The organism is Alphaproteobacteria bacterium (genome assembly GCA_024244705.1).
Classification (GTDB): Bacteria; Pseudomonadota; Alphaproteobacteria; order JAAEOK01; family JAAEOK01; genus JAAEOK01.
Genome location: JAAEOK010000048.1, coordinates 1 through 1,710, shown reverse-complemented (window position 1 = coordinate 1,710; position 1,710 = coordinate 1). Strand labels below are relative to the sequence as shown.

Genomic DNA, 1,710 nt, shown 5'->3' with positions numbered 1-1,710 from the left:
GCAGATGGTGCTGAGGAGCCGAAAGGGTTACCACATCTACCTGTAGAGTATGCAGACTATGCTGTGTGGCAGTGGCGTCGCCTTGAAATGGAGGGGCAATTGGAACAGCAGCTGGACTATTGGACGAAGCAGCTGGCTAATGCACCAACACCACTGAACCTCCCCTTTGACCGACCACGTTCTGAAACATCCAGTGGCCGTGAGGGCTCTCTTTTGCCTGTTTTCCTGCCTGGAAAGCTGGTGGCTGTGCTTGCAGATCTCTGTACTCAACACCATTGTACCATATTTGTGGGGCTCATGGCAGCCTTTCAGCTAACGTTGAGCCGCCTTTCAGGCAATGTAGAGGATTTGGTGGTGGGGACACCCAATACTGGCCGAGATGATGTGCGGCTACATGAAATGGTGGGGTGCATCGTTGATATGTTAGCGATACGAGGGGACCTGAAGGGGCGACCGAGCTTCTCCACTCTGCTGGAACGGCAGCGGCTCATTGTGACCGACGCATTACGTCATGCTAACATTCCCTTCACACGGATCGTACAACGCCTTCAAGTGCCGCGTATTGCCAACTGCCATCCTGTCTACCAGGTATGCCCATTTGTTTGACATTTTTTGCTAATTATGTTGCTGATTGTGATGTAACCCTACCTACTTGGAACAGGTTTTGCTCTCCTCCGTTGATTCTGACAGCTATTTCAGTGATGGTATGAAGCAAATGAGTTCTTCGGATATTGAATTTTTGAGTGCTTTGGAGCTCGAGTCTCTATGGCAAACTGAAGAGCAGAGCAGGAGTGGCCATTTTCCAGTGGCAAAAGCAGTGGAAGGCCAGACGCCTTTAGAAGGTATGGACCTCTCGTTGTTTCTGCTCCGTGTTTCTGACTCAGAGCTGCTGCAGAAAGATGGTATGAAGGGCAGTATACTTTTTAACTCGAAGCTCTTTGATCAAAGCACTGTAGTCATGATGTTTGAATGTTTCAAGAACCTGCTGGAGATGGCGGTGGAGAACCCACACAAAGTAGTATGGGACCTTCCCATGCTCACCCAGGCCGAGCAAAAGAAGCAGTTAATGGATTGGAACAAAACATCAGCTCCTTTCCCTAAGCCTGGGTGGCTGGCACACGAGTTTTTCCTGGATCAAGCCGAGGCAAATCCCAATGCAATAGCCTTGATTGAGTACGGAGGGCTGAAGCGGAATATCTCATATGCAGAGCTGCAAAGCATGGCAGAGAAGGTAGCAAGACAAATGCGAGTATTAGGGGTTGAAGTCGACTCGACGGTTGGCCTGCTTATGACCAATGACTCGGCTGAGGCGATTGCATCCATCTATGGTACGTAGGGCCTTATTGAATGTGCATCTTGGAGGAAAGTAAGACCACTAATAGAGATTCACTCTCTCTCGCAGGTGTCCTCATGGCGGGGGGAGCATATGTACCGATTGATCCTAGCTATCCTGATGAACGAATTGAGCTGATTGTAGAGGATGCAGAGTTGAGGGCCCTGCTGGTTAAGGACAGGGATGCTTTCGCAAAGCATGGTGGCCTTGTGGGCTGTCCCATGCTGAGTGTGGCAAAGATCCTTGATGATGCACTTCTTCCAGAATGCAGTGCAGTGAACAGGTGCCCCCCTGCGCTCAACACGTCTTCCTACATCTTGTACACCTCGGGCACGACAGGAAAGCCCAAGGGCGTGGTGCTGGAACATGCTAACCTC

The 1,710-nt window shown here is 50.5% G+C and carries 3 protein-coding genes; all 3 read left to right on the top strand.

All coding sequences use genetic code 11. The annotated features are described in order from the left end of the window. Positions 1-606, top strand: a 606-nt coding sequence (locus tag GY791_07645) for a non-ribosomal peptide synthetase (protein MCP4328293.1), incomplete at its 5' end; no start/stop codon positions are given. A gap of 46 nt (positions 607-652) precedes the next feature. After that, a complete protein-coding gene (locus GY791_07640; protein ID MCP4328292.1) occupies positions 653-1,336 on the top strand; it encodes an AMP-binding protein in 684 nt (227 codons plus the stop codon). Positions 1,337-1,356: 20 nt separating this feature from the next. Beyond that, the coding region (locus GY791_07635; GenBank protein MCP4328291.1) for an AMP-binding protein at positions 1,357-1,710 on the top strand (354 nt) is incomplete at its 3' end.